The sequence below is a fragment of the Mesorhizobium sp. M0119 genome (assembly GCF_040322615.1).
Lineage (GTDB): Bacteria > Pseudomonadota > Alphaproteobacteria > Rhizobiales > Rhizobiaceae > Mesorhizobium.
This window is the reverse complement of record NZ_JAMYTU010000002.1, coordinates 348,956-371,856: the sequence shown is the minus strand read 5'-3', so window position 1 is coordinate 371,856 and position 22,901 is coordinate 348,956. Positions and strand designations below refer to the sequence as shown.

At 62.7% G+C, this 22,901-nt stretch carries 24 protein-coding genes and 1 pseudogene; 11 read left to right on the top strand and 14 right to left on the bottom strand.

What is annotated here, in order from left to right; all coding sequences use genetic code 11:
* Window positions 1-138, top strand: a pseudogene (locus tag NKJ40_RS03665) (IS630 family transposase); the annotation flags it as partial.
* A gap of 90 nt (window positions 139-228) precedes the next feature.
* Window positions 229-1,260 carry a 2-dehydropantoate 2-reductase gene (locus NKJ40_RS03660; protein WP_352464768.1) on the top strand — a complete coding sequence of 344 codons (1,032 nt, stop codon included), beginning with the start codon at window positions 229-231 and terminating at the stop codon, window positions 1,258-1,260.
* Here the strand turns inward: NKJ40_RS03660 and NKJ40_RS03655 are convergent.
* The 5 genes from NKJ40_RS03655 to dapD form a co-directional block, all read right to left on the bottom strand.
* Complete coding sequence (locus NKJ40_RS03655; RefSeq protein WP_352464767.1) at window positions 1,250-2,011, bottom strand: GGDEF domain-containing protein; 762 nt, start codon at window positions 2,009-2,011, stop codon at window positions 1,250-1,252. The genes NKJ40_RS03660 and NKJ40_RS03655 overlap by 11 nt on opposite strands.
* Window positions 2,008-2,349, bottom strand: coding sequence for a hypothetical protein (locus NKJ40_RS03650; RefSeq protein ID WP_352464766.1), 342 nt, complete (start codon window positions 2,347-2,349; stop codon window positions 2,008-2,010). The genes NKJ40_RS03655 and NKJ40_RS03650 overlap by 4 nt, the downstream gene beginning before the upstream one ends.
* Before the next feature lie 233 nt (window positions 2,350-2,582).
* A complete protein-coding gene (locus tag NKJ40_RS03645) occupies window positions 2,583-3,371 on the bottom strand; it encodes a hypothetical protein (protein WP_352464764.1) in 789 nt (262 codons plus the stop codon).
* A gap of 21 nt (window positions 3,372-3,392) precedes the next feature.
* Window positions 3,393-3,770, bottom strand: coding sequence for a DUF805 domain-containing protein (locus tag NKJ40_RS03640; protein WP_352464762.1), 378 nt, complete (start codon window positions 3,768-3,770; stop codon window positions 3,393-3,395).
* A gap of 30 nt (window positions 3,771-3,800) precedes the next feature.
* Window positions 3,801-4,655, bottom strand: a complete 855-nt coding sequence (dapD, locus tag NKJ40_RS03635; RefSeq protein WP_352464761.1) for a 2,3,4,5-tetrahydropyridine-2,6-dicarboxylate N-succinyltransferase — start codon at window positions 4,653-4,655, stop codon at window positions 3,801-3,803.
* A gap of 144 nt (window positions 4,656-4,799) precedes the next feature.
* On the opposite strand from dapD, the gene NKJ40_RS03630 reads away from it, so the two are divergent.
* Entirely contained in the window at window positions 4,800-5,639 is an 840-nt protein-coding gene (locus tag NKJ40_RS03630; protein WP_292655870.1) for an LOG family protein, read from the top strand.
* 34 nt (window positions 5,640-5,673) lie between these two features.
* Here NKJ40_RS03630 and NKJ40_RS03625 read toward each other — a convergent pair whose 3' ends face one another.
* A complete protein-coding gene (locus NKJ40_RS03625) occupies window positions 5,674-6,381 on the bottom strand; it encodes a pyrimidine 5'-nucleotidase (RefSeq protein WP_023677476.1) in 708 nt (235 codons plus the stop codon).
* 161 nt (window positions 6,382-6,542) lie between these two features.
* Between NKJ40_RS03625 and NKJ40_RS03620 the strand changes: the two genes are divergently transcribed.
* Window positions 6,543-7,304 (top strand): GGDEF domain-containing protein, encoded by a 762-nt coding sequence (locus NKJ40_RS03620; protein WP_352464759.1) that lies wholly within the window; start codon window positions 6,543-6,545, stop codon window positions 7,302-7,304.
* Between the two features lie 31 nt (window positions 7,305-7,335).
* Here the strand turns inward: NKJ40_RS03620 and phhA are convergent, their stop codons facing one another.
* Window positions 7,336-8,169, bottom strand: coding sequence for a phenylalanine 4-monooxygenase (gene phhA, locus NKJ40_RS03615; RefSeq protein WP_352464757.1), 834 nt, complete (start codon window positions 8,167-8,169; stop codon window positions 7,336-7,338).
* A 139-nt stretch (window positions 8,170-8,308) separates the two neighbouring features.
* Here phhA and NKJ40_RS03610 point away from each other — a divergent pair, with 139 nt between their 5' ends.
* On the top strand, window positions 8,309-8,785 hold the full coding sequence (locus NKJ40_RS03610) for an Lrp/AsnC family transcriptional regulator (RefSeq protein ID WP_352464756.1): 477 nt from the start codon (window positions 8,309-8,311) through the stop codon (window positions 8,783-8,785).
* 97 nt (window positions 8,786-8,882) lie between these two features.
* Complete coding sequence (gene bchE, locus NKJ40_RS03605) at window positions 8,883-10,421, top strand: magnesium-protoporphyrin IX monomethyl ester anaerobic oxidative cyclase (protein WP_352464755.1); 1,539 nt, start codon at window positions 8,883-8,885, stop codon at window positions 10,419-10,421.
* Between the two features lie 19 nt (window positions 10,422-10,440).
* On the opposite strand, the gene argB is transcribed toward bchE, so the two are convergent.
* Together argB and NKJ40_RS03595 are read right to left on the bottom strand one after the other, a co-directional pair.
* Entirely contained in the window at window positions 10,441-11,334 is an 894-nt protein-coding gene (argB, locus tag NKJ40_RS03600) for an acetylglutamate kinase (protein WP_023677482.1), read from the bottom strand.
* Between the two features lie 156 nt (window positions 11,335-11,490).
* Window positions 11,491-12,987 (bottom strand): amidase, encoded by a 1,497-nt coding sequence (locus NKJ40_RS03595; RefSeq protein WP_352464753.1) that lies wholly within the window; start codon window positions 12,985-12,987, stop codon window positions 11,491-11,493.
* 126 nt (window positions 12,988-13,113) lie between these two features.
* On the opposite strand from NKJ40_RS03595, the gene NKJ40_RS03590 reads away from it, so the two are divergent.
* The 4 genes from NKJ40_RS03590 (at window position 13,114) to msrB (ending at window position 15,793) form a co-directional block, all read left to right on the top strand.
* Window positions 13,114-13,653, top strand: coding sequence for a sigma-70 family RNA polymerase sigma factor (locus NKJ40_RS03590; protein ID WP_352464751.1), 540 nt, complete (start codon window positions 13,114-13,116; stop codon window positions 13,651-13,653).
* Window positions 13,650-14,354, top strand: coding sequence for an anti-sigma factor (locus NKJ40_RS03585; protein WP_352464797.1), 705 nt, complete (start codon window positions 13,650-13,652; stop codon window positions 14,352-14,354). Before NKJ40_RS03590 ends, NKJ40_RS03585 begins: the two co-directional genes overlap by 4 nt.
* Window positions 14,355-14,560: 206 nt before the next feature.
* The gene (locus NKJ40_RS03580) at window positions 14,561-15,118 is read left to right on the top strand and encodes a fasciclin domain-containing protein (RefSeq protein WP_352464749.1); all 558 of its coding nucleotides are present in this window, start codon (window positions 14,561-14,563) and stop codon (window positions 15,116-15,118) included.
* Between the two features lie 174 nt (window positions 15,119-15,292).
* Window positions 15,293-15,793: a peptide-methionine (R)-S-oxide reductase MsrB gene (gene msrB / locus NKJ40_RS03575; protein WP_352464747.1), complete on the top strand. Its 501-nt coding sequence runs from the start codon at window positions 15,293-15,295 to the stop codon at window positions 15,791-15,793.
* Between the two features lie 126 nt (window positions 15,794-15,919).
* On the opposite strand, the gene NKJ40_RS03570 is transcribed toward msrB, so the two are convergent.
* Both NKJ40_RS03570 and NKJ40_RS03565 read right to left on the bottom strand, forming a co-directional pair.
* Window positions 15,920-17,518 carry a DHA2 family efflux MFS transporter permease subunit gene (locus NKJ40_RS03570; RefSeq protein ID WP_502903684.1) on the bottom strand — a complete coding sequence of 533 codons (1,599 nt, stop codon included), beginning with the start codon at window positions 17,516-17,518 and terminating at the stop codon, window positions 15,920-15,922.
* Window positions 17,519-17,540: 22 nt separating this feature from the next.
* Complete coding sequence (locus tag NKJ40_RS03565) at window positions 17,541-18,719, bottom strand: HlyD family secretion protein (RefSeq protein ID WP_352464745.1); 1,179 nt, start codon at window positions 18,717-18,719, stop codon at window positions 17,541-17,543.
* A gap of 143 nt (window positions 18,720-18,862) precedes the next feature.
* Between NKJ40_RS03565 and NKJ40_RS03560 the strand changes: the two genes are divergently transcribed.
* Window positions 18,863-19,612 (top strand): TetR/AcrR family transcriptional regulator, encoded by a 750-nt coding sequence (locus NKJ40_RS03560; protein WP_352464744.1) that lies wholly within the window; start codon window positions 18,863-18,865, stop codon window positions 19,610-19,612.
* A 21-nt stretch (window positions 19,613-19,633) separates the two neighbouring features.
* Here NKJ40_RS03560 and yihA read toward each other — a convergent pair whose 3' ends face one another.
* The 3 genes from yihA to yidC all read right to left on the bottom strand — a co-directional run bounded on the left by yihA (window position 19,634) and on the right by yidC (window position 22,896).
* Window positions 19,634-20,293 (bottom strand): ribosome biogenesis GTP-binding protein YihA/YsxC, encoded by a 660-nt coding sequence (gene yihA / locus NKJ40_RS03555; RefSeq protein WP_352464742.1) that lies wholly within the window; start codon window positions 20,291-20,293, stop codon window positions 19,634-19,636.
* On the bottom strand, window positions 20,290-20,928 hold the full coding sequence (locus NKJ40_RS03550; protein WP_352464740.1) for a CatB-related O-acetyltransferase: 639 nt from the start codon (window positions 20,926-20,928) through the stop codon (window positions 20,290-20,292). Before NKJ40_RS03550 ends, yihA begins: the two co-directional genes overlap by 4 nt.
* A 144-nt stretch (window positions 20,929-21,072) precedes the next feature.
* Window positions 21,073-22,896 (bottom strand): membrane protein insertase YidC, encoded by a 1,824-nt coding sequence (gene yidC, locus NKJ40_RS03545; protein WP_352464739.1) that lies wholly within the window; start codon window positions 22,894-22,896, stop codon window positions 21,073-21,075.
* Window positions 22,897-22,901 lie beyond the last annotated feature (5 nt).

The following is a 22,901-nucleotide window of genomic DNA, read 5'->3' as shown; positions in this document are numbered from 1 at the left end:
AAGCATTGGATGCGACAAGCTCAGAAGCGTACCGTCGAGGACACTTGGCGCCACATCGGCCACCTCGTTGCGACGATCGAACCCGGCGAATGCAAAAACTACTTCACAAACGCCGGATACGCTTCCGTCAAAACGTGAAAGACTCTAAGGGCCAGCCATGCCGCCGACATTATGGTTTTCATGTCGTATAATTGCGGCAAGGCCTCTCCACCAGGACAGGGCCATCGCATGGTCACGCGTGGCAAGACAATCCTAATCGCCGGTGCCGGCAGTATCGGATGCTACGCCGGCGGCTGCCTGATACTTGCCGGGCGAAAGGTGGTTCTGCTGGCGCGACCGCGCATCGAGCAGGCGCTGCAAAAAGGTGGATTGCGCATCACCGACCGTGATGGCCGCGACCGTTCCGTCAGGGCGGAGGCATTGTCGGTCACCGCCGATCCGGCCGCGGCATTCCTCCGTGCCGATGTCATCCTGGTAACGGTCAAGAGCGGCGCGGCGCAAGACATGGCCGGGCTTATTGCCGCCCATGCCCGACCGGATGCGGTGATACTCAGTCTGCAGAACGGCGTCGACAATGCCGACAAATTGCGAGCGCATCTCACCGCCCGGCGGGTGCTCGCGGGCATGGTGCCGTTCAACGTGGTTCAATCGCCGGAGGGCGAATTGCCGCTTCGCCTGCACCGCGCCAGCGGCGGCAAGGTGATGATCGAACAGGGTCCGACAGGCGTTGACGAACTGCTCGACGTCGAGGGCTTTGCCGTCGCCACGCATGGTGACATCGAAGCGGTGCTATGGGGCAAGCTGCTGCTCAACCTCAACAACGCGCTGGTGGCGCTTTCCGGCCTGCCGCTGGCGGCAGAGCTTGCCGATCGCCGCTGGCGGCTGATCCTGGCCGGCCAGATAGACGAAGCGTTGGCGGCAATGCCGGCGACAGGCATCGAACCCGCTCGCATCGCCGGCCTGCGTCCCGCACTGCTGCCGAAAGTGCTTCGCCTGCCCGACTGGCTGTTCAAGCTCTTGGCGCGGCGGATGCTTGCCATCGATCCGGCCGCACGTTCGTCGATGTGGGATGACCTGCAGCGCCGCCGGCCGACGGAGATCGGCGAACTACAAGGCGCGGCCCTGCGTTTGGCCGAAAAGGCCGGCACGCCGGCACCTTTGCTGAAGCGTGTGACTGCACTGGTGCGCGCGGCCGAGCAGGAGAGGCGCGGATCGCCCTGCCTGACGCCGGAAGCCGTCGCTGCGACCGTCAGATCGTAGCCCGCACAGGCGCCCAGTAACGGCCCTTGCCGGTGCGCTTGGCTTCGTAGAGCGCATGGTCGGAGCAGGTGAGCAGGATTTCCGGATCGCCGCCGTCGGCGGGTGCGAATGCGCTGCCGACACTCAAGCCGACATGGATGGCGGAACCGACCCCGAGGTCGAAAGGCACCGAGACCTTTTCGATGGCCCGCTTTGCCAGGTAGGTGGCCTCGATCTCCGAGGTTGCGGGCAAAAGGATGACAAATTCATCGCCGCCGATGCGGAAGACCACGTCCCCGGGCCGGAAGCCGCGCTTCAATCGTTCGGCCACCTTGCGCAGCAGCACGTCGCCGACGGCGTGGCCAAAACGGTCGTTGACCTGTTTGAAGCCGTCGAGATCCATGCTGAGCACTGCAAACGGCTTGCCGCCATTGGCGGCAGGCGCCGCAAGGTCGCGGCACATGTCGCGCAATTTCTCCTGCAGGAAGATGCGGTTTGGCAGGCCGGTCAGCGCGTCCTTGATCGCCAGGTCGCGATTGTCCAGCTCGGCGCGGATCATGCGGGCGTTGATCGCGTGGTTCTGAAGCAGCACGATGATGACGCCGGCAACATAGAACGGCGTCTGAATTCCGACGATCGGCATTCCGGGCGCCGCAGAAAACAATGCACCGACCACGTAAGGCAGGCTTACGGCCAACATGACGAATATGGCGAAGCGCGGGGTCGCCGCATTGCGTGACGACACCACGCCAACGACACCTGCGACATTCAAGGCAGCCAGTCGGACAGCGCCATATTCCCGCTGGCAACACAGCCATAGCAGCCGAGGCCGAAAACGACCGACCAGACGCCGCTGGCTGCCATCAGGCCTGCCAGCGGCCCTTTCGAGCCGCGCCTGCGGGCCCGCTCGCATTCCCGCATCAGCAGAACGCGGACGACGAAAAGCATCAGGTCGGCTGCGATCCAGGCGTAGGGCCACCAATCCTTGGTGGCAAGTGCGGCGCTGACCGCAACCACCAGAACGCTGATGGTGCCGAACAGGACTGCGAATTTGCGGTCGAAAGTAGTGTCGAGCAGCCGGGCGCGGACGGCTTCCGGTTCCAATCTCATCGGCGAAGAGAACCAGGCAAACAGGCGAGCGCCGGCGGTCCACGTTTTGCGCGGCTCCTTGGTGGTCAGAGATAGGTCGCTTGTCAGTCGAGCGCTCCGTGCCGGTCGACACAGTCTTCGCCGGCATGCTGGGCGAGGGTGATTAACATTCGCTTAGAGCATCCGGCGCAAAACCGGGGTTTCGGAACTCCCCGCTCTGCCGCTCTCGCGGATCTGCCGCCGGCTCGCGGGTTCTAGCTTGCCGGCCCCGGTTGTTTGCGGACCGCAGGCCGACGCGGCGGACCCGGCTCGGGATCGGTCTTCGCCGCACGTGCCGGCTGCCCATGAGGGGTTTCGATCAGCGTGATCTTCTGCCAGATCTTTCGCGAGAGGTTCGAAGCCAGGTTCTCGATGTCATTGACACCGTCGATCACCACGGCGTCGTTCACCGATTGCGCGAACAGCGCGGCGATCTTGCCGGTGATCGACAGCATTTCGGAGCAATAGTCGAGATAGCGGGCAAGGTCGGCGGCGTTGGTGATGCGGGCTGGCGAATGCGCAGTCGGCTTGAAACTGGCTGAAAGTGCTGCCGGATCCTTGGTCAGCTGGTGCATGTCGATGACGTGGATCAGCGACCGCAGCCCGTGGAGCTGGCGGAACACCCGCTTGCGCTTGATCCGCTCCTCGGAGCGGATCAAGGCTAGGAAGCCCAGCACGGCGAGGATGATCATGTTGAGTGAAGCTTCGATGCCTTGCACCGACTGGAAGGCATCGTGGTTTCCAGAAATGCGGCCAAGCGGCAGGATTGTGCCGACGAACAGGAACATCAGCGCTCCGACGACGAAGGCGGCGATTATGAGGCCGCGCAGCCACCAGATCGGCGCCTCCAGCGCCTTGGCCGCCTTTGCCAGATCGCGCGACAGCGACACGAGCTCGGCGGCGACGCCGCGCAAGCCTGCATCGGGAAAGCGCTCGGCGACACGGCCTTCCAGCCGTTCGGCGGTTTCGAGGATCAGTTTCGGATCAAGCGTGCGGTAGCGCATGACGAAATGTCCGATCGGCGCTCAGGGTTCGGCCGGTGCGTTGGTGCGCTTGCCGTAGCGGTTGGGGCCGGGTTGCCCCGGAAACAGGCAAAGCACGAGGAAAGCGATGATCGAGACAACCGGCACGAACAGCACCAGCGCCGCAACGCCCGGCTTGTCGAGGTCGTGCAATCGCTTCACTGCCAGCACCACGTTCGACCAAAGCGAGGCAATGAAGGCGATGAAGAAAATGAACGACCACATGTTGCTCTCGGTGGTGCCTTCCGGCACCAGCGTGAAACGGTAGAGCGGGAAGGCCTGTATGATGGCCACCAGCAGTCCTCCAAGAAAATAGGCCGCGCGGCTGACGCGGCCCGAAGCTCTAAAGAAAAGCCAGATAAGGTCTGATCCGTCAGGCAAGCGAATTCCGTCCGTATTCGTTGAGAAAGATCAATCGCGAAGCAATTCGTTGATCGAGGTCTTGGAACGGGTCCTGGCGTCGACCCGCTTGACGATGACGGCGCAGTAGAGGCTGGGGCCGGGCTCGTTGTTTGGAAAAGGCTTGCCCGGCAGCGAGCCGGCGACGACGACAGAATTGGCCGGCACTTCGCCGTAGAAGATCTCGCCGGTGGCGCGGTCGACGATCTTGGTCGACTGGCCGATGAAGACGCCCATGCCGAGCACCGAGCCTTCGCGAACGATGCAGCCTTCGACCACTTCGGAACGGGCGCCGATGAAGCAATTGTCCTCGATGATGGTTGGGCCGGCCTGCATCGGCTCCAGCACGCCGCCGATGCCGACGCCGCCCGACAGATGCACATTCTTGCCGATCTGGGCACAGGAGCCGACCGAAGCCCAGGTGTCGACCATGGTGCCGCTGTCGACATAGGCGCCGACGTTGACGAAGGACGGCATCAGCACGGCGCCGGGCGCGACATAGGCGGAGCGGCGCACGATCGACGACGGCACGGCGCGGAAGCCCGCCTTCTCGAAATCGACGGCGCTCCAGCCGTCGAATTTCGAGGGCACCTTGTCCCACCATACCGCCTGACCGGGACCGCCCTTTATGATCTCCATCGGGGTGAGCCGGAAGGACAGCAGCACCGCCTTCTTCAGCCACTGGTTGACGTGCCATTTGCCGTCGGCCTGCCGCTCGGCGACGCGGGCGACGCCCCGGTCGAGCAGGTCGAGCGCCGATTGGATGGCCTCGCGCGTCTCGCCGCGGGTTGCGGTCGAAATCGTGTCGCGTTCCTCGAAGGCGTTCTCGATAATCTGCTCGAGGCTCGCGAGATCGGGCTTCGACATGAATTCGCTCCATTACCAAGCTGTTAAGGGCCGGCGCCTTAACCTGTTTGAAAGTCGCGCGGACCCTATGTGAAGGCTTGGGGAGGGTCAATCGCGGCAGCGTCACGGGACGCGCAAGTGAATGATTGGACGGGTAAAGCAAATATGACTCCCATGGAAAAGGCGGGATGGACGCCGCTGCCGCATTCGGACGAGGATCTGGAGCGGTCGAGAAGCGTGCCGGACACGCCGCAAACGCGCGCGGAGACATATCGGCTGGCCTGGAACGATCCCGATTTCATGACGCGGCGCGAGTTGCGCGCGGTCAGGCTGCAGCTCGAACTGCTGAAACCGGAGATGATCCTGGCCGAGCGCGGCATCCAATCGACCGTCATCCTGTTCGGCGGCGCCCGCATCCCCGAGCCCGGCGGCGAAGCCTGGGCGGCCAAGAACGAGACGCAGAAGAAGAACCTCGAGCAAAACAGCAAATATTACGAGGAGGCGCGCAAATTCGCCCGCCTCTGCTCACAGCAGTCGGCCACCTCGTACTATCGCGAATTCGTCGTGGTGACCGGCGGCGGGCCGGGTGTCATGGAGGCCGGCAATCGCGGCGCCGACGATGTTGGCGCGCCGTCGATCGGTCTCAACATCGTGCTGCCGCACGAGCAGGCGCCAAACGCCTACGTGACGCCGGAACTCTGCTTCAACTTCCACTATTTCGCGGTCCGCAAGATGCATTTCGTTATGCGGGCCAAGGCCGTTGCGGTATTTCCAGGCGGCTTCGGCACGATGGACGAGTTCTTCGAAACGCTGACCCTGATCCAGACCGGCCGCATGGAACGCGTGCCGGTCATTCTGTTCGGCAAGGCTTTCTGGGCAAGGGCAATCGACCTCGATTTCCTCGCCGAGCAAGGCACGATCACGCCCGGCGACCAGGATATCATCGATTTCGTCGACACCGCCGACGAGGCCTGGGGGATCATTAGCCGCTTCTATAAACTTTGACATGCGAGCAAGGACTTGAAGCGCGCCGGCTGCCTCAAGCAGGGACTTCGACGATCGCCGTGAGAAAGCCGGCGAGATCGTCGGTGACGAAGTCCACATCGTCCTCGTTGGCCGGGTCGCGTTCCCAGATTTCCGAGAAGGTCGGCTCGAAATTGCGCGGCACCACCAGCACCGTGGTCATGCCCAGCGATTTCGGTACCGACAGGTTGCGGGCGAGATCTTCGAACATCACCGCATTTTGCCCGGTAACGGCGTGGAGTTCGGCAAATTTCTCGTAGGATTGCCGCGCCGGCTTGGGGTTCAGTCCGGCTGCGACGATATCGAAAATATCGTCGAAATGCTCAAGAATGCCCAACTGCCGCGCGGTGCGTTCGGCATGCCGGCGATCCCCGTTGGTGAAGATGAATTTACGGCCGGGAAGCTGGCGTATGGCGGTGCCGAGGACGGGATCTGGAACCAGCCAGGAATAATCGATGTCGTGGACCTTCTCGAGAAAATCATCGGGGTCGATGCCGTGGCGCGTCATCAATCCGTTCAGCGTCGTGCCGTATTCGCGGTAGAGCTCCTTTTGCAGCTTGCGTGCTTCCTCGCGCGGCAGCGTCAGCAATTCTCCGACGTAGGCGGTCATCTTCACATCGATCTGCGAGAACAGATTCGAATGATGCGGATAAAGCGTGTTGTCGAGATCGAACACCCAGTCGGTGACATGGGCAAAGCGGGCGGGGTCGGGAAGTGTGGTCATACCGTCCTTATGGCACGAAACGATCTTTCTAACAGGAGGTTTATCCACAACCTATGCGCGCTCTGGGTGGTGAAAATGGCGCCATAATTAAAATCTTAAGCATCGCCGAAAGGTGACATTCAGCGCTTGCTGTGACCAAGAGGGACCAGTGGGAGCAAGCGATGAATCGCATATTTCTAAAGTCTGCCGCCATCGCTTTCGCCTCTGTCGCGGTCTCGCTTTTGCTGACGCTGATCGTCGTGCCGGCAATGGGTTTTCCGATCAATCGCACCATCTGGTTGACTTCCACCGTCTGCCCGCTGGCCCTTGCCTGGGGCGTCGGCGCCTATACGTTCTGGCAGGGCGAAAGGTTGCAGACCGCGCATCGCGAGCTCGCCCGCGCCCATGCCCAACTCTCCGCCGCGCACAGGCGCTTGGCGGAAAAGGCGAGCCGCGACGACATGACCGGCATGCTCAACCGCGAAAGCTTCTTTGCCGCGCTCGACGGCTCCCGGCGTAATTTCGATCGCGGGGCATTGCTGATCATCGATGCCGATCATTTCAAGACCATCAACGACAGCTACGGCCATCTGATCGGCGACGATGCGCTGCTCCTGATCGCAAACGCGATAGAGCGTGGCGTGCGCAGCGGCGACGTGCTTGGCCGCATCGGCGGCGAGGAATTCTGCGCCCTTCTGATCGGCGCCACCGAACACGAGGCCAGGCGCGTCGCCGAGCGCATCCGCCGTGAAGTCGAGCGTATCCGTTTCCGGCCCGTCGGAGAACGAACGGTTCCGCTGACAGTCAGTATTGGCGGCATCACCTGCGGCAAGGACGCCGCAGTGTCGGAGCTGATGCGCGCCGCCGACCAGCGGCTTTACGAGGCCAAGCATCGCGGCCGCAATCTGTCGATCATCGACCGCGATATTTCCGAAGCCGCCTGAGCCTTGGCGGTCGCTAGCAAGAACTAACCTTTCAGACCTTTGCCGGATCGAGCGCCGGCTCGCCTTTGCGGCGCGCCACGATCGCCGCAAGATCGGCGGTCTCGAAAGCATCACGCAGGGCGTCGAATGACGGCAGCACGAAATAGGCACGCTGAAACTTGTCGATCTCGTAGCCGGTGCGCATTACGGTTTCCAGGTCGAAGGCGACATGGTGCGCCTCGCCGCCTTCGACCGCGAACTGAAGCTCCGTGAAGGATGACATCAGCCCGGCGCCGAACGCCTTCAGCGGCTGGCCGGGTTCGCGCATCAGCCCGTATTCGACGGTGTACCAGTAAAGCCTGGTGATCATCTCGTCGCCGCCGAGCGCAATCACGCTGTCGGCCTTCTTGCCATACATCTGCATGAAGTCGGCAAAGACCGGTTGCGTCAAGATCGGCACGTGACCGAAGAAATCGTGGAACATGTCGGGCTCGACAATATAGTCGAGCTCCTTTTGGGTTCGCAGCCAGTTGGTGACCGGGAAGCGGCGGTTGGCGAGGTGGTCGAAGAACGGCTGGGCGGGAATGAGCCCCGGCACGGCGACGATCTCCCAGCCGGTGAGCTTGCGCAGCTTCTCGCTGACCTCACCGAAATCCGGGATCTTGTCGAGAAGGCCGAGCGCCGCAACGCCGTCGAGATAGGAATGATGGGCGAGCTTCCTGGTCAGCTTCGTCTGGCGGTCGCACAGCGTGCGCCACACCGCCTGTTCTTCGTCGCTATAATTGTAGCCCTGCGCCACGGTGAAATCGGCACGGCAGACCGAATAATCGCCGCGAAGGCCTCGCGCGGCGCATTCGCGGGCATAGTCGGCAACGTTCATGGTCATGGCTGCTCTCCCTGGAAATCATGATCAGCGGATTGTCGGAAATCTTAGCCGGATCGCGCGAGGCAAATCAGCTTTGATGGTGGCTCAAATGCGGGGTTGGAGGTAAAAGACTCCACGATCGAGCTTTGGGAGAGTGAAAATGCCTCAGTTTGACGAATTCGAGATCAAGATGCTCGACATCCTGCAGCGCGACGGGCGCAAGCCGGTATCCGAACTGGCGCAGCAGATCGGCCTGTCGACGACACCTTGCGCGCGGCGCTTTGAGGCTCTTCAGCAGGCGGGCATCATCAAGCGCTTCGCCGCGGTGCTCAGCCGTCGCGCCATCGGGCTGATGGTCGAGGTGTTCATCCAGGTGCGCCTGACCAGCCACAGCGACGGCTCGCCCGAAAGCTTCATCGCCGCCGTCCAGCGCATGGACGAGGTGTCCTCATGCTGGACCATGACCGGCGACCATGATTTCCTGCTGCACGTGATGGTGCCGTCGGTCGACGAGCTCAATGCCTTCGTCATGCACCGTCTGATGCGGCTCGAGGGCGTGCGCGACGTACACACGCAGCTTGTGCTGCAGAACATCAAGGGGCCTGGCCATGTCCCGCTTGCACATCTCAGACGATAGGCATTTCTGCGGAAAAGCTGCACACAAACTGCTGAAGCTGGCCAATCTCCAGAGCTAGATCGCCGACTACGACATGCGGACCGCCATAAGGCCCGCCATGAAAATCGTCCTGATCAACCCGCCGCATACCGCCATCGGCAGCCGTGTGCCGGACGACCATCTGCCGCCGCTCGGTTTGCTGGCACTGGGCGGTCCGCTGATCGACGCGGGACATCAAGTGCGGCTTGTGGACGCCGAATTCGGGCCGATGGCGCTTGCCACGCTGGTCCGGGACGCCTTGAGCGACCATCCCGACTGCATTCTGATCGGCCATTCCGGCTCGACCTCTGCGCATCCGACAGCCCTGCTGATCGCCGGCATGGTCAAGGATATCGAGCCGGCGACAATCCTGATTTATGGCGGCGTGTTTCCGACCTATCACTGGCGCGACATACTGGCTGAAACGGGTGTCTTCGACTTCATCGTGCGTGGCGAGGGCGAGGCGACAATCGTCGCGCTGGTCGAAGCGCTGGAAAAACGCAAACCGCTGTCGGATGTGACGGGCATCGCCTTTCCTGATGATTTGCGCCGGCCCTTTGCCACCCGGCCGACAAGAACGATCAGCGACCTAGACGACTACCGCATCGGCTGGGAACTGATCGACTTCGGTCGCTACAGCTATTGGGGCGGCAAGCGCGCGGTGGTCATGCAGTTCTCGCGAGGCTGTCCGCATCTGTGCAACTATTGCGGCCAGCGCGGCTTCTGGACGCGCTGGCGGCACCGCGACCCGGTGAAGTTCGCGCGGGAGGTTGCCTGGCTGCACCGCGAGCATGGCGTCGAGCTGATCAACCTTGCCGACGAGAACCCGACCTCGTCCAAAAAAGCCTGGCGCGCCTTTCTCGATGCGATGATCGCCGAGAACGTGCCGGTGCTGATCGTCGGCTCCACCCGCGCCGACGACATCGTCCGTGACGCCGACAGCCTGCATCTCTATCGCAAGGCCGGCGTCATCCGCTGGCTGCTTGGCATGGAAAACACCGACGAGCAGACGCTTGCATTGATCCGCAAGGGCGGCAGCATCTCATCCGATCGCGAGGCGATCCGGCTGCTGCGCCTCAACGGCATCTTGTCGATGGCGACCTGGGTGGCCGGTTTCGAGGACGAAGGCTTGCGCGACCTCTGGCGCGGCTTCCGCCAGCTGATCGCTTATGACCCCGACCAGATCCAGGCGCTCTATGTGACGCCGCATCGCTGGACGCCGTTCTTCAGGATTGCCAGGGACCGCAAGGTGATCCAGCTGGACGCCCGCCTGTGGGACTACAAGCACCAGGTGCTGCGGATGACCCGCCTCAAACCGTGGATGCTGTTCTTCGCCGTCAAGCTGATCGAACTGGCCGTGCAGTCGCGGCCCAAGGCGCTGGCGCGCATCCTGTTCCACAAGGATCCGGAGCAACGGCATTCGATGCGCTGGTACACCAAAATGGGCCGCCGCGTCTGGTTCCGCGAAGTCTGGGGCTTTCTGGTCCGCGACCGCCGCCTGAAAAATGGCCCGACGCTCACCGAATTCTGGGGCGCGCCGCAAGACGAGGAAGAGGAATCGATGGTTGTCGAACGCCTGTCGCGTAAGTCCGTGACGGCTATTTCGCCAAACGCTTGAGCCCCTCAGACACCCGGCCTCACGGCACGATCAGCGTGCCGGCGCCGTGTTCGGTGAACAGCTCGAGCAGCACCGCATGCGGCGTCTTCCCGTTGAGGATGACGACGCCTGCGACGCCGCGCTCGATTGCCTCGATGCAGGTCTCGACTTTGGGGATCATGCCGCCCGAGACCGTGCCGTCCTTGATCAGGGCCTTGGCCTCGGCCACGGTCAACTCGTCGATCAGCTTCTTGTCCTTGTCGAGCACGCCGGGCACGTCGGTGAGGAACAGCAGGCGCGTCGCCTGGCAGGCGCCGGCGATGGCGCCGGCAAAAGTGTCGGCGTTGATGTTGTAGGTATGGCCGTCGCGGCCGGGCGCCACCGGCGCCAGCACCGGGATCATTTCGGACCGCGCCAGGAGGTCGAGCAATGTGCGGTCGACCTCGACCGGTTCACCGACGAAGCCTAGGTCGAGCACCCGCTCGATGTTGGAATCCGGATCGATCATGGTCTTGCGCGCCTTTTCGGCAAACACCATGTTGCCGTCCTTGCCGCACAGGCCGATCGCCCACTCGCCCTCGGCATTGATCAGCGCGACGATCTCCTTGTTGATCGATCCGGCCAGCACCATCTCGACAATCTCGACGGTCTTCTGGTCGGTGACACGCAAGCCGCCCTCGAATTTGGATTCGATGCCCATCTTGCTGAGCATGGCGCCGATCTGCGGCCCGCCGCCATGCACGACGATCGGGTTGACGCCGGATTGTTTCAAAAGCGCGATATCGCGGGCGAAAGCCTTGCCGAGCGCGATGTCGCCCATCGCGTGGCCGCCATATTTCACCACGACCGTCTTGTTCTCGTAGCGTTGCATATAGGGCAGCGCCCTTGAAAGCAGCGCTGCCTGCATTTCGGCGGTGGCGGCGACATCCGTCATCGGCGTGGTTCCCAGCTTGGTATGAACGGCGGCGTCTTAGCGGGAATTGGACGAGGGGGCAAACGGCTTTGCTGTCACGATCGATCAAATCGGTACTACTATTTGTTTGACCATGACCTTGTCCGAAAACCGGTTCCCACCTTTCGGGATCATGGTCTATGCCGGCACCTGCAGCGGCGCCCGCCGGCCCAGCCATCCCGAGATCTTTTCCATCTGCGCGGCGAACGACAAAAGCGTCTCCTCGTCGCCGGGGCGGCCGGCGGCTTGGACGCCGAGCGGCAGGCCGGCATCGGTCACGTAAACCGGAAGCGTGATCGACGGTTGCCCGCTGACGTTCTGGATCGCCGGCCAGTGGGTGAACGAAAGGCTCTTGTCCATCAGCTGGCCGAATAGCGGCTTGAACTTCAGCAGGCCGGCGAGGCGCAGTCTGTCCAGGACATTCTCGATGAATTCGTCGGCGCCTTTCGGGTCCATGGTGCCACAGGCGAGCGGCGGGTGCGCGATGACAGGCATCAGCACTGCATCATAATGCGCGGTTTCGGTGATAAGCCGACGCGAGGTTGCGTGCAGCCGCTGCAGGCCGGCATAGATTTCGCCGGCCGAGAGGATTTCACCGAACCGGCTCATCACGCGCGTGGCGCGTTCGATGTCGCCTGAGATGGAGCGGCCGACGCGCAAGGCCTCGCCACGCATCGTGCCGGCCACCGCCGCGGCGACGGTTCTGGAGAAATCGGCGATGAAATCGCGATCGATATAGGGCAGGTCGATCTCCTCGACGCTGTGTCCGCCTTCGCGCGCCAACGCAATTGCCGCATCCAGAGCTTTCAAGGTTTCTTCCGAAATCGGCAGGCCGAGCGGCGATTTTCGGTAGAAGGCGAGCTTGAGCTTGCCCGGATCGCGCCCGGCGGCCGCAGTGAAACTGCCGTTCGGCGAGGGTGCCGCGTAGGGCGACAGCGGGTCGGGCCCGTGGGTCAGGTCGAGCAGCAGGGCCGTATCGCGCACCGAGCGGGCCAACGCATGGTCGACGACGAAGCCGTACCAGCTTTCGGTGACGAGCGGCGTCAAGGGCACGCGGCCGCGCGAGGTTTTCAGCCCGACCAGCCCGGTGCAAGCGGCAGGCACCCTGATCGAGCCGCCGCCATCCGAGGCATGCGCCACCGGCACGACGCCGGCCGCGACCAGCGCAGCCGCACCGCCCGAGGAACCGCCGGTCGTGTGCGCGGTGTCCCATGGGTTGCGGGTGACGCCGTAAGCCACCGATTCGGTCACCAGCCTCAGCCCGTGTTCGGGTGCGGTGCTGGTGGCGATCGGGATCAGGCCCGCAGCCAGATAGCGTTCCGTCATGACCGAGTTGAAATCGGGGGTGTAGGCTGGGATGCGGCTGCCGCCATGCGTCGGCACGCCCTTCATGGCGATGCCGAGGTCCTTCAGCGCAAAGGGCACTCCGGCAAGCGGCAGCTTGTGGTCGACGGTTTTCGCTCGCGCCCGCGCCGCCTCAAAAAGCGGTTCGGCGATGGCGTTGATCTCCGGCTGGGTGGCCTCGGCCCGGGCGATCGCCGCATCGACGAGATCTTGCGGTGTGATCTCTCCCTTGTGCACGAGTGCGGCCTGGCCGGTTGCGTCATGCTCCCACAGAACCCGCTCGATCGACATGGTCGCCCTCCCGCTCATGGCAAGCTAGCGGGCGGCGATTTCCTTGGCAATCGACGCTGGCGCTGCCAGTGCGCAAGACCATTTCAGTCGTTGCAAATACATTGCAATCGCCTAATTTGGCGGCCGATGACGCCGCAGGACATCAGCAACCTGATTGTCCGGACTTCGATGAAGGACCGGGCTGCGTTCGATCTGCTGTACCGGCAGACCAGCGCGAAACTTTTCGGCGTCTGCCTTCGTGTATTGAAGGATCGGGGAGATGCAGAAGAGGCGCTTCAAGAGGTCTTCGTCAAGATATGGACGAAGGCGGACCGTTTCGCCGTTTCGGATCTGAGCCCGATCTCCTGGGTGGTGGCCATTGCGCGCAATCATGCGATCGATCGGATCAGGGCGCGGCGAGAGCCTGCCGCCTATATCGATGCCGCGCTCGACGTGGCCGATCCGGCGCCGGGGCCGGAGGCCATGGCCGTGGCGGGCGGTGAGTCCGAACGCATCTACCATTGTCTCGAGGAATTGGACAAGGACCGGGCGGCGGCCGTCCGGGGCGCCTATCTGGATGGCAAAAGCTACGCCGAGCTGGCGGAGCGCTATCGCGTGCCGCTGAACACAATGCGGACCTGGCTGCGGCGCAGCCTGTTGAAACTGAGAGAATGCCTGGAAAGATGACGCTGGCTGACGACAACGGACCGGAACGTGGGGGCGACGACCTGTTCGCCGCCGAATACGTTCTTGGCGTGCTGGCCGCCGACGAACGCGAGATCGCGTCGCGCCGCATCGATGCGGACGCCGCCTTCGCGCGCCTTGTCGATAGCTGGGAGGCGCATCTTTCGCCGATGGCCGCCGCCTATCCGGAGACAGAGCCTCCGATCAGGGTCAAGGAAGCATTGGACCGCCGGCTGTTCGCTGCAGAGCCGCGCGCCGGCCTCTGGTCGAGCCTTGGCTTCTGGCGCGGTCTTGCCGCCGCCGCCATTGCGGCGCTGGCGATCTACATCGCCGTGCCTTACTTCCGCCCGCCCACCGAACCGCCGCAGACGCGGCTTGTCGCCTCGCTGGCGGCCGAAGGCAGCGACGTCAAATATCTCGTCGTCTACGATGCCGCCCGTCACGAGATCGGTCTTTCCCACGTTTCCGGCGAGCGGGCCGCCGGCAAGGACTTCGAACTGTGGATGATCGAAGGCAAGAATGCGCCGGTATCGATGGGCGTCATCCCGGCCGGTGCCACCGCGCATTTGGCCATCCCGCCCGCCGTCCAGGAAAAGTTGGCGCAAGGCGCCGTGCTTGCGGTCAGCGTCGAGCCTGCCGGCGGTTCGCCGACCGGCCAGCCGACTGGACCGGTGGTCGCAGCGGGCGATCTGAAGAGCGTCTGATCGCTTCTTGCCTCTGGAAGCAGACCTGAAATCTATCTCCCACGATTTAAACGCCTGCAAAGCTTGTTGGCGGCTGTCGATCCGCGCCGGGGCAAATTGCAGCGACACAATATTTTTTTGCGGAGAGGGCGAAACTCAGGCGTTTCTGTCGCGTATCTCCTTGCGTTCCCGAATGAGGGGAACGATAGCCCGAGGAGATTGAAATCATGCGTAAATTCGCCACCCTTTTGCTTGCCGGAACGGTCGCCATTTCTGGGCTCGCCACCATTGCCTATGCCCAAAATCCGATGGTCGGCGGCGCCGCCATGTATGCCCAGAAAAACATCGTCGAAAATGCTGTCAACTCGAAGGACCACACGACGCTGGTCGCTGCCGTCAAGGCAGGCGGCCTGGTCGATACGCTGCAGAGCGCCGGCCCCTTCACCGTGTTCGCGCCGACCAACGAGGCCTTTGCGGCGCTTCCAGCCGGCACGGTGGAGACGCTGCTCAGGCCTGAAAACAAGGACAAGCTCGTCAAGATCCTGACTTGCCATGTCATCGGCGCCAAGGCGATGGCCGCCGACGTCGCCACGATGGTCAAGGATGACGGCGGCACCCACAAGGTCAAGACGGTCGGTGGTTGCGAACTGTCGCTCAAGACCGACGGCGGCAAGGTCACCGTGACCGACGAGAACGGCAATGTCGCCAATGTGACGATCGCCGATGTCGAGCAGTCCAACGGCGTCATCCACGTCGTCGACAAGGTTCTCCTGCCGAAAATGTAACAAACGCACGCTGCCGGCGAAGATATCGCTAAGGGCCTCCCTGCGCACACTCCGCGCCGTTCACGCAAGATGTGGATAGGCGCGGAGTCCCGCTTTGAGGACAGCGATCGTCACCGGCTTTTGATTTCCGTGTGGCGGTCGAATTTGGCACAAGCAATGACAGGAGGAATGGCCATGAACCGTCGCGAGCTTCTTTTGAGTGGTGCGGCAGCCCTTGGCGTTGTCGCAGGCGCCACCGCGCTGCGCATGGGCGGAGCCCAGGATGCACGCGCGGCCGAGACTTTCGAGGTTACCAAGACCGAGGCCGAATGGCGCGCCATCCTGTCCGACGCGGCCTTCAATGTGCTGCGCAAGGAGGGCACGGAATACCCGGGCACCAGTCCGCTGCTCAACGAGCACCGCAAAGGCATCTTCGCTTGCGCCGGCTGCGACCTGCCGGTCTATTCGTCAGAGACCAAGTTCGATTCCGGCACAGGCTGGCCGAGCTTCTGGCAGGAAATCCCGAATTCCGTCGGCAAGACCGTGGACAGGTCGTTGGGCATGACCCGCACCGAGGTCCACTGTCGCCGCTGCGGTGGCCATCTCGGCCACGTCTTCGACGACGGTCCGCCGCCGACCGGGTTGCGGCATTGCATCAACGGCGTCGCCTTGACCTTCAAGCCGGCGACGGCCTGAGGACGGCTGCGCCCCTGACTTTGTCGGAGCGCGAGAGGACTTCGTAACTGTTGATTTTGCGCATGACCCCGAAAATCGCTTTTCGGGGCCATGCGCGAGGGCGCCAGGCGGGGGCTCCAGCGCGCCTCAATGGCCTCCGCGACTGCCGCCCTGAGCGGCTGGCTTGCGGATCACCAGGGTGAAGAGCCCAAGCGTCGCGAACAAAACCGTCAGCATGAAGAATACGTCCATGAACGACAGCAGCGACGCCTGCTGCTGGACCATGCTTGACAGTTTGGAGATGGCCGCCTTGGAGGCGTCGAGCCCGGCGGTCTGCTCGAAGTTGAGCGTCATGTTCTGCAGCTTCTGCTGCGCAGCGGCACTTCCCCATTGCACGTGCTCGGAGAGCCTGGCGTAGTGGAAGGCATTGCGGTCGATCAGCACGGTGTTGATGACGGCCAGGCCGACGGCACCGCCGAGATTGCGGGTCAGGTTGAACAGGCCAGACGCATTCTTCAGCCGCTCCGGCGGCAAGGTTCCGAGCGCAATGTTGTTGATCGGCACCATGCAAAGCATCATCGAGCAGCCGCGCAGGATCTGCGGGATCAGCAGTTCATAGAAATCCCAGTCGGCGGTGAGATGCGTCATCCACCAGGTCCCGGTGGCGAAGCCGAAGAAGCCGATCATCATCATGATGCGCGGGTCCATCTTGTTCGACAGGATGCCGGAGATCGGCGCGGTGAAGAACATGGCCAGGCCGCTGACGAACAGCGCCTCGCCGATCATCATCGAATCGTAGCCGCGGATGCGCCCCAGGAACACGGGATAAAGATAGGTCAGACCGTAGAGGCCGATGCCGACGACGAAGGAGAACAGCGAGCCGAAGGCAAAATTGATATTGCTGAAGGCCCTCAGATCGACAATCGGCTCCTCGGCGGTGAACACGCGCCAGAAGAACAGCACCGCGCCGAAGGTCATGATGACGGCGCAGATGAACACCGCCTGATCCTGCAGCCAGTCGTTGTTGGGACCTTCCTCCAGCACATATTCCATGCAGCCCAGGAAGGCGGCCATGCCGGCAAGCCCCCACCAGTCGAACTTGCTGAACAGCTTGAGATTGGGTTTGTCGAAGTCGATCAGCGACCAGGCGGCCGTCGTCACCAGAATGCCGGGCACGACGTTGACCAGGAACAGCCAGTGCCAGGACATGGCATGGCTGATATAGCCGCCGACGGTCGGGCCGATGGTTGGCGCCAGCGTCGCCACCAGGCCGATCATCGGCGAGACGATGGCGCGACGCGACGGCGGGAAGATGGTGAAGGCGGCTGCAAAGACGCTCGGGATCATGCCGCCGCCGATGAAGCCCTGCACGGCACGGTAGACGATCATCTGGTCGATATTGGTTGCGGTCGCCGCCAGCGCGCTGGCCGCGGTGAAGCCTGCTGCCGAGATCGTGAACAGCACCCGCGTCGACAGCATCCGGCTGAGGAAGCCCGACAGCGGGATCATCACCACCTCGGCAATCAGGTAGGCCGTCTGCACCCACGGGATCTCGTCCGAACTGGCGCTCAGGCCCGCCTGGATCTCGGCCAGCGAGGCCGAGACGATCTGGATGTCCAGGATGGCCATGAACATGCCGAACACCATCGCCAGGAAGGCGATGACGCGGCGTGTCGAGATGTGGTCGACCGGCACCGGCATGGCTGGCGCCGGCGCCGATCCTGCAGTCAGGGTTGCGGTCGTCATGACCTTTGCTCCCGCTTCCGCTTTACTTCGATGCCGAAGGCGCCGTGCGGCTGTCGACAGCGACGACGACGCTCAGGCCGGCGCGCAGCTTGCCCGTCTTCAGCACATCCGCGGGCACGTCGATGCGAACCGGAACGCGCTGCACCACCTTGGTGAAATTGCCTGTGGCGTTCTCCGGCGGCAGCAGCGAGAACACTGCTCCTGAAGCCGGCGCCAGCGACGACACGGTACCCTCGATGTCCTGGCCGTCAATCGCGTCGACCGATACTCTGACCTTTTCACCAGGCACCAGCCGGGCAAGCTGCGTCTCCTTGAAGTTGGCGACGATATAGAGCTTGTCCATTGGCACGATGACGGCGAGCTTCTGTCCGGGGCTGATCAGGTCGCCCTGCTCGACCGAGCGGTTGCCGACCACGCCGTCATAGGGTGCGCGCAGCACGGTGAAGGACAGGTCCCGCACCGCCTTGTCGTGGGCAAGCTGCAGCGAGGCCAGCGTGCTGGCCGATTCCGCGCGTTGCGCCTGGAGCACGCCGATATTGGCCTGAGCCGCCGCGATCTGTGCGTCGGCGCCGGCTAGTGCGGCATTGGCTTGCTCGACCGCCGTCTGGGCATCGTCCAACTGGGCCTGCGTACCGACGCGGGTCTTGAGCAACTGGGCGGCACGAACCTGAGCCCGCTTGGCATTATCGGCCGCGGCCTGGTCGGCGGTCTTCTGCGCCTGCGCCTGCTTGAGCGAGGCGCGCGCCGCCTCGGTCTGGGCATCGATGCGGTCGAGCGTCTTGCTCAACGTGGCGATCTGCGCCTCGGCCTGGGCAACGGCTATCTTGTAGTCACCGTCATCGACGATCAGCAGCGGGTCGCCGGCCTTCACCTGCTGGTTATCGGTCACTTTGACCTGATCGACGTAGCCCGAGATTTTTGGCGAGATGAACGCCGTGTCGGCCTGGACATAGGCGTCGTCGGTCGTGATCATGAAGCGCCCGTCGGTCCAGTAATCATAGCCATACCAGGCGCCGGCGCCCAGCAGGGCCAAGCCGATGATGGGCAACAACATCGAGCGCATCGAGCGCTTCTTCTTGGCGGGCGCCAGCGGGGTGACGTCGGCGGGCTTGAGAGGGGCTTCCGGCGCTTCGATCGCAGGCTGGACCTTGGCATTGGGGAAAGGGCGGACTTCGGCACTGGTGGGCGCGTTCGAGGACATGATATCTCTCTAAATTAACTGGCGCTGAACTTCATCAGACTGAACCGTTCGGTTCGATCTCGACGTTGACTTAGCGCTTAAAGAGGCCCATATCAAGAGCAATCGAACCGGATGGTTCGAATTATTTTACGAGGTGTGACATTATGGCCGAAGCCCCCAAGGCCGCTCCTTTGCCTGATTCAGGCCCATTGCCCAGCGCTGGCAAGGACCAGTGCGATCTGCTGGACAGTCTGCCGCGCGGCCGCCCGGCCGCGGGGCAAGACCCGGTCAAGCGCAGCCAGATCATCGATGGTGCGCGCCGTGTCTTCATCGACAAGGGCTTCGAAGCCGCGTCGATGAACGACATTACGCGCGAGGCCGGCGTGTCCAAGGGCACCATCTATGTCTACTTCGCCAACAAGGAAGAGCTGTTCGAAGCGCTGATCGAGGAAGAACGCGGCACGATCTTCAAGAACATGTACGAAGTGCTGGACCAGATCGGCGACCTTCGCCAGACGCTGGTGAAATTCGGCATCGTGCTGTCCATGAAGATCACTTCGGCGAGGGTCATCCTGGCGCAGCGGACGGTGATCGGCGCATCGGAACGCATTCCGGAGCTTGGCGCGCGATTTTACGAACGCGGCCCGAAGCGCGGCCATGACAGGGTTGTCGTTTTCCTCAACATGGCTGTCGAACGCGGCCTGCTGAAGATCGACGACGTCGAGCTTGCCGCCTATCAGTTCACCGAGCTGTGCCTGGCCGGTCTTTTCCGCCAGTGCATATTCGCCTATCGCACCAAGGCGCCAAGTGCGGCCGAGATCGAACATATCGTCAGGTCGGGCGTCGATGTGTTCCTGAAGGCCTACGGCACCGAACAGCTTGCAGAGCAGGAACGGGCCTCCAGTCTCGCCTGACCAGCCGTCGGAGTCCGTTGCCTATCCGCCATTGGCGGCGAGCACGATCGCCGCACGCAATTCCTCGAGGCCCTCGCTCTTTTCCGACGACGTGGCGAGCACGAAGGGAAATGCCGCCGGGCGTTTCTTGATTTTCGCCAGCGTCTCTTCGATCAGCCGCGGCACCCCCGCCGCCTTGATCTTGTCGGTCTTGGTCAGCACGATCTGATACGATACCGCCGCCTTGTCGAGCAGCGACAGCACCTCGTCGTCCTTGGCCTTGATGCCATGGCGGGCATCGATCAGCACGTAGACGCGCTTCAGCGTCACCCGGCCCTTGAGATAGTCGAACACGAGCTTCGTCCACTCGTCGACCTTTTCCTTGGGCGCCGTGGCGTAGCCATAGCCCGGCATGTCGACCAGCGCCATCGGCGGCAGGTCGGCGCCTTCTCCCGAAAATCCGCCAGGCACGAAATAGTTGAGCTCTTGCGTCCGGCCCGGCGTGTTGGAGGTACGCGCCAGCCCCTTCTGGTTGACCAGCGCGTTGATCAGCGACGATTTGCCGACATTGGAGCGGCCGGCAAAGGCGATCTCGGGCGGTCCCTCCGGCGGCAGGAATTTCATCGCCGGCACGCCGCGGATGAAAATCCAGGCTCGCGTGAACAATTCGATGCCGATCGTGGTCTTGTTCAACGCGTTCAAACCGCTGCCTCCAGAAGAAAAATGTTGCTGCCACGAATGGCATCGAGATTGCGGCTGATCTTTTCCACCGGCCAGTGCCACCACGCCAGCGCCAGCAGCCGCCGGATGGTCCTGTCGTCGAAGCGCATCTTCACCACTTTGGCCGGATTGCCGGCGACGATCGCATAGTCTGGCACATCGTGCGTCACCACCGACTTTGCCGCGACGATGGCGCCGTCGCCGATCTTCACGCCCGGCAACGTCACCGCTTCCATGCCGATCCAGACGTCGTTGCCGACGATTGTATCGCCGCGCACCTCCTTCGACCATGTCGCCGGGTCGAAGCCTTCCTCCCAGCCATGGCCGAAGATATTGAACGGATAGGTCGAAAAGCCGGACATGGCGTGATTGGCGCCGTTCATGATGAAGCGCGCGCCTTCGGCAATGGCGCAGAACTTGCCGATGATCAGCCTGTCGCCGATGAACGGATAGTGATGCAGCACGCATTTTTCGGAGAATTTGTCGGGTCCGTCAGGGTCGTCATAATAGGTGAAGTCGCCGATCTCGATATTCGGCGCCGTCACCAGCGGTTTCAGAAAGCCGACGCGCGTGTGCAACGGGATCGGATGCTTGATCGATGGATTGGGTCCGGTCATATCGAGCTCCGTCGAGCAACTGCCAGGCAGGTCAAAATAGCGCGATCCGTCCGGCAGTACCAATCGCTTAATCCAGGCGGGCAGCTTGTGCAAAAAGCCCCGGACGAACCGGGGCTTTTTGGTCTCGCATCGTCGGAGCGCCGGCTATTCCGCCGGCGACGGTTTCTTGCGGAACAGCGCGACCAGATTGTCCCACAATTCGATCTTGGCGCCTTGCCGCTTCATGATCACGCCCTGCTGCAGGATCGACAGCGTGTTGTTCCAGGCCCAGTAGATGACGAGGCCGGCCGGAAAACCCGCCATCATGAAGGTGAAGATCACGGGCATCCAGGTGAAGATCGCCGCCTGCGTCGGGTCCGGCGGCGTCGGGTTCATGCGCATCTGCAGGAACATCGTCACGCCCATGATCAGCGGCCAGACGCCGATCATCAGCATGTGCGGCAAGGTAACGGGGATCAGCCCGAACAGGTTGAAAATCGATGTCGGGTCCGGCGCCGCCAGATCCTGGATCCAGCCGAAGAACGGCGCGTGCCGCATCTCGATGGTGATGTAGAGCACCTTGTAGAGCGAGAAGAACACCGGGATCTGCAATGCCACCGGCCAGCAGCCGGCGAGCGGATTGATCTTCTCGGTCTTGTAGAGCTCCATCATCGCCTGCTGCTGCTTCATCTTGTCGTCCGCGTATTTCTCGCGGATCTCGAGCATCTTGGGCTGCACCTTCTTCATGTTCGCCATCGACGCATAGGACTTGTTGGCAAGCGGGAAGAACAGCGCCTTGACGATGACGGTGGTGGCGAGGATCGCCAGACCGAAATTGCCGAAGAATTTGTAAAGCGTGTCGATCAGCCAGAACATCGGCTTGGTGATGAAATAGAACCAGCCCCAGTCGATCAGGAGGTCGAACTGACGGATATGACGGTCCTTTTCATAGGCGTTGATCGTCGAAACTTCCTTGGCGCCGGCGAATATCTCCGACTCCACGGTCGTCGATTGCCCGGGAGCGATTGTGACCGGATCGGACAGGAAATCGGACTGGTAGCTGTGCGGATGGGGCCCGCTTTTGAACTCGAAATAAGAGAATTTGGGCTGAAATTCGCGGCCGCCAGGCGGCACCAGGGTCACCGCCCAATATTTATCGGTGATGCCTAGCCAGCCGTCGGTCGACTTGCCTGGCTTGTATTCCTTGTCCGATTCGACGCTGGAGTATTTGTATTCCTGCAGGCCCTCGCTTCCGGTAACGCCGATCAGGCCCTCGTGCAGCACATAGGTGCTGGCGATAGCCGGCTTGTCGAAACGGGTGACGCGGCCATAGTTCGACAGCGTCGCGGGCGCCGAGCCGCCGTTCTGGACCGTGTCGGACACGGTGAACATATACTGGGCGTCGACCGAGAAGGTGCGTTTGAAGGTCAGGCCCTTGTCGTTGGTGAAGGTCAGTGTCACCGGCGTCGCCGGTGTCAGCGTCGCATTGCCGTCGGTCTGCCAGACGGTGTCGGGACCCGGCAGCCTGCCCACATCCGGCGTGCCGGAAAAACCAATCTCGGCGAAATAGCCGTTCGGCAGGGACGCCGGGTTGAGCAACGCGATCTCGGGCGAGGTCTTGTCGACCGTCTCCCTGTAATGCTTGAGCTTGAGATCGTCGAGACGTGCGCCGGTGAGGTTGATCGAGCCTTCGAGGCTCGGCGTGTCGATCTTGACGCGCTTGGTCGAGGCGATCGCCTGGTCGCGGCTAGCCGCGGTGACGGCTTCGCCGCCAGGCGCGCTCGGAATGGCGCCGGGCTGCACCGGTGTTTCGCTGGCGCCCGGACTGGTGCCTTGGGCGGCCTTCTTCTGCTCCGCCACGCGCTGCTCTTCGATGCGGGCGGCTTCGCGCTGCATCTCGCTGCGCGGCATCACATAGAAATATTGCCAAAGCGCCAGGATCAGCACCGACAGTGCGATGGTGATGAAGAAGTTGCGGTTGTTTTCCATCGAAG

Excerpts from the sequence above, each read along its gene's own strand:
- NKJ40_RS03625 (WP_023677476.1), bottom strand. The coding sequence starts at position 6,381 with ATGACCACACTTCCCGACCCCGCCCGCTTTGCCCATGTCACCGACTGG.
- NKJ40_RS03610 (WP_352464756.1), top strand. The coding sequence starts at position 8,309 with ATGCCTCAGTTTGACGAATTCGAGATCAAGATGCTCGACATCCTGCAG.
- phhA (WP_352464757.1), bottom strand. The coding sequence starts at position 8,169 with ATGACCATGAACGTTGCCGACTATGCCCGCGAATGCGCCGCGCGAGGC.
- NKJ40_RS03645 (WP_352464764.1), bottom strand. The coding sequence starts at position 3,371 with ATGCGCTACCGCACGCTTGATCCGAAACTGATCCTCGAAACCGCCGAA.
- yidC (WP_352464739.1), bottom strand. The coding sequence starts at position 22,896 with ATGGAAAACAACCGCAACTTCTTCATCACCATCGCACTGTCGGTGCTG.
- NKJ40_RS03630 (WP_292655870.1), top strand. The coding sequence starts at position 4,800 with ATGACTCCCATGGAAAAGGCGGGATGGACGCCGCTGCCGCATTCGGAC.
- bchE (WP_352464755.1), top strand. The coding sequence starts at position 8,883 with ATGAAAATCGTCCTGATCAACCCGCCGCATACCGCCATCGGCAGCCGT.
- NKJ40_RS03570 (WP_502903684.1), bottom strand. The coding sequence starts at position 17,518 with ATGACGACCGCAACCCTGACTGCAGGATCGGCGCCGGCGCCAGCCATG.
- NKJ40_RS03580 (WP_352464749.1), top strand. The coding sequence starts at position 14,561 with ATGCGTAAATTCGCCACCCTTTTGCTTGCCGGAACGGTCGCCATTTCT.
- NKJ40_RS03590 (WP_352464751.1), top strand. The coding sequence starts at position 13,114 with ATGACGCCGCAGGACATCAGCAACCTGATTGTCCGGACTTCGATGAAG.
- NKJ40_RS03595 (WP_352464753.1), bottom strand. The coding sequence starts at position 12,987 with ATGTCGATCGAGCGGGTTCTGTGGGAGCATGACGCAACCGGCCAGGCC.
- msrB (WP_352464747.1), top strand. The coding sequence starts at position 15,293 with ATGAACCGTCGCGAGCTTCTTTTGAGTGGTGCGGCAGCCCTTGGCGTT.
- NKJ40_RS03650 (WP_352464766.1), bottom strand. The coding sequence starts at position 2,349 with ATGAGATTGGAACCGGAAGCCGTCCGCGCCCGGCTGCTCGACACTACT.
- NKJ40_RS03620 (WP_352464759.1), top strand. The coding sequence starts at position 6,543 with ATGAATCGCATATTTCTAAAGTCTGCCGCCATCGCTTTCGCCTCTGTC.
- NKJ40_RS03560 (WP_352464744.1), top strand. The coding sequence starts at position 18,863 with ATGGCCGAAGCCCCCAAGGCCGCTCCTTTGCCTGATTCAGGCCCATTG.
- NKJ40_RS03660 (WP_352464768.1), top strand. The coding sequence starts at position 229 with ATGGTCACGCGTGGCAAGACAATCCTAATCGCCGGTGCCGGCAGTATC.
- NKJ40_RS03585 (WP_352464797.1), top strand. The coding sequence starts at position 13,650 with ATGACGCTGGCTGACGACAACGGACCGGAACGTGGGGGCGACGACCTG.
- argB (WP_023677482.1), bottom strand. The coding sequence starts at position 11,334 with ATGACGGATGTCGCCGCCACCGCCGAAATGCAGGCAGCGCTGCTTTCA.
- dapD (WP_352464761.1), bottom strand. The coding sequence starts at position 4,655 with ATGTCGAAGCCCGATCTCGCGAGCCTCGAGCAGATTATCGAGAACGCC.
- NKJ40_RS03550 (WP_352464740.1), bottom strand. The coding sequence starts at position 20,928 with ATGACCGGACCCAATCCATCGATCAAGCATCCGATCCCGTTGCACACG.
- NKJ40_RS03565 (WP_352464745.1), bottom strand. The coding sequence starts at position 18,719 with ATGTCCTCGAACGCGCCCACCAGTGCCGAAGTCCGCCCTTTCCCCAAT.